This window comes from Candidatus Magnetaquicoccus inordinatus (genome assembly GCF_004217665.1).
GTDB classification, from domain to species: Bacteria; Pseudomonadota; Magnetococcia; order Magnetococcales; family Magnetaquicoccaceae; genus Magnetaquicoccus; species Magnetaquicoccus inordinatus.
This window is the reverse complement of record NZ_RXIU01000338.1, coordinates 1-2,477: the sequence shown is the minus strand read 5'-3', so window position 1 is coordinate 2,477 and position 2,477 is coordinate 1. Positions and strand designations below refer to the sequence as shown.

Genomic DNA, 2,477 nt, shown 5'->3' with positions numbered 1-2,477 from the left:
CACATTACCAGCAGGGCTTTGCCCTGCACCCACCAGGAGGAGATAATCTCCTCCTGGACCTCCATAATAATTTTCTGGTTTTCAAATGCAATTGCCCTGCTTTGCATAATACCACCATTGACTTTATGGAAAATTTGCTTATGCTCGTTCCTTTTCCTGCCTGATTGAGGGGAAGAAGGCGGGATGCAGTCCCCTGTGGCTGCGCTTTTGTGTGGAGGATGAAGGTGTGAGTAAAGAAGATGTTATCGAGATGGAAGGGACCGTGCTGGAAAACCTGCCCAACGCCATGTTCCAGGTGGAGCTGGAAAATAAGCACAAATTGCTGTGCCATATTTCAGGTCGGATGCGTAAACACTATATCCGTATCCTGCCAGGTGACAAGGTAACCGTGCAGTTGACTCCCTATGACCTTACCAAAGGACGCATCTCCTATCGCCATAAATAAGGCCGACTCCCCCTACAACGCTTCCCATATCGAAGTTCTGGAAGGGTTGGAGGGTGTGCGCCGCCGTCCCGGTATGTATATCGGCGGTACCGATGAGCGCGCTCTGCATCACCTGGTGGCCGAACTGCTCGATAACGCCATGGATGAGGTGGTCGCCGGTTATGCCGATAGAATTACATTAGTTGTGTCAGCCGATGGCGCCGTCTCCGTGCGCGATAACGGTCGTGGCATCCCTGTCGATTCCCTGGCCCGCTATCCGGGTCGCTCCGCCCTGGAGGTGATCTTTACCACCCTGCATGCCGGCGGCAAATTTCATGATAAATCCTATGCCACTTCTGGGGGCTTGAATGGTGTGGGCTCCTCTGTGGTCAACGCCTTGTCTCTGTGGACGGAAGTGGTCGTCGAGAGAGATGGCCATAAATGGCGGCAAACCTTCTCTCGTGGCAAAACCGCCTCCGTATTGGAACGGCTGGAGGTTTCCCGCCGCCACGGTACCCAGGTCACCTTTTTACCCGATCCCGAAATCTTTCCCGAAACCAACTTTCAGGTGGAACGGTTGGCGGAGATGTGTCGCGCCAAAGCCTATCTCAACCGAGGGGTGGTGATCCGCCTGAAGGTGGAGCAAAGCGGCGAAGAGTTGGCCTTTCATTTTCCCAAAGGTGTGGAGGATTTTGTCAGCAACAGTGTGCCGGTCGGCGAACGGGTAGTGCCAGCCCTTTTTGCCGGCAGCGTGGTGGAGCAGGGAGAGGAGTATCTGCGTCTGGAGTGGGCCATGAGCTGGACGACTGGCGAAGAGTATCGTGCCCTGACCTATTGCAACACCATTCCCACCACCCAGGGTGGGGTGCATGAGTCTGCTTTACGTACCGCCGTGACCCGGGCGATGCGCGAATATGCCGAAGCCCGCCATTTGCTGCCCAAAGGGGTGTTGTTGGTCAGCGAGGATGTGTTGGGTGGGCTGTTGGCCGTGCTCTCGCTTTTTATCAGCAATCCACAATTTTCTGGGCAGACCAAGGAGAAGTTGAGCAACCATACGGTGGGACGCCGGGTGGAAGGGGTGATCAAAGATCATCTGGATCATTGGCTGCACGGCCATCCTGAACAGGCCAATACGCTGTTTTTGTTCATGCTGGAGCGGGCGCAACAGAGGATCAATCGCAAAAAGGCTGCACCGCCAGTCAGCCGAAAAACCGCCACCAGTCGCTTGACCTTGCCCGGTAAATTGACCGATTGTGCGGTAGCCGATCCTCGACAGGCAGAGCTGTTTATTGTCGAAGGCGATTCGGCAGGAGGCTCCGCCAAACAGGCGCGCAACCGTCACAATCAGGCCATTTTGCCTTTGCGTGGCAAAATTCTCAATGTTGAGCAGGCCAATTTGGAAAAGTTTGAAAAAAATACTGAAATTCAAAATCTGGTCACTGCCATCGGCACCGGTTGCGGCACGCAATTTGATCTGCGCAAGCTGCGCTATGGCCGGGTGATCATTATGACCGACGCCGACGTGGATGGGGCCCATATTGCCAGTCTGCTGTTGACCTTTTTTTATCGCTTTATGCCGGAGTTGATTCGCCATCATCATCTCTATCTGGCACAACCGCCGCTCTATCGTCTTACCAGCGGCAGTGAGAGCCATTATGCGTTGGATGAGGCGGAAAAAGAGCGGTTTCTGGCGCGCATTCGCCAGAAAAAGAGTCAGGCCAAAATCGATATTTCCCGCTTCAAGGGGTTGGGCGAAATGGATCCCGAACAGTTGCGTTCCACCACCATGGATCCGACAACACGCCGCTTGCTGCGGGTGGTGATTGATGATGCGCAGCAGACTGATGACACTTTTGATCGTTTGATGGGTAAGCAGGCTGCCCAGCGTTATGCGTTTATCCAAGAAAAGGCCCCTTTTGCGCAACAGCATTTGGATATTTGATCAGGGCAAACGCATTTGAAAACCAGAAAATTATTAGGGAGGTCCAGGAGGAGATTATCTCCTCCTGGTGGGTGCAGGGCAAAGCCCTGCTGGTAATGTGCGGCGTTTCAC

General features: G+C 53.9%; 2 protein-coding genes. Both read left to right on the top strand.

Annotation, left to right across the window (positions count from 1 at the left end; all coding sequences use genetic code 11):
* The first annotated feature begins 226 nt into the window (after positions 1–226).
* Complete coding sequence (infA, locus tag EJP87_RS15375) at positions 227–445, top strand: translation initiation factor IF-1 (protein WP_130472740.1); 219 nt, start codon at positions 227–229, stop codon at positions 443–445.
* Positions 405–2,366: a DNA gyrase/topoisomerase IV subunit B gene (locus EJP87_RS15370; RefSeq protein ID WP_130472739.1), complete on the top strand. Its 1,962-nt coding sequence runs from the start codon at positions 405–407 to the stop codon at positions 2,364–2,366. Before infA ends, EJP87_RS15370 begins: the two co-directional genes overlap by 41 nt.
* The last annotated feature ends 111 nt before the right edge of the window (positions 2,367–2,477 follow it).

Coding starts and splice junctions, on each gene's coding strand:
- EJP87_RS15370 (WP_130472739.1), top strand. CDS start 405: ATGACCTTACCAAAGGACGCATCTCCTATCGCCATAAATAAGGCCGAC.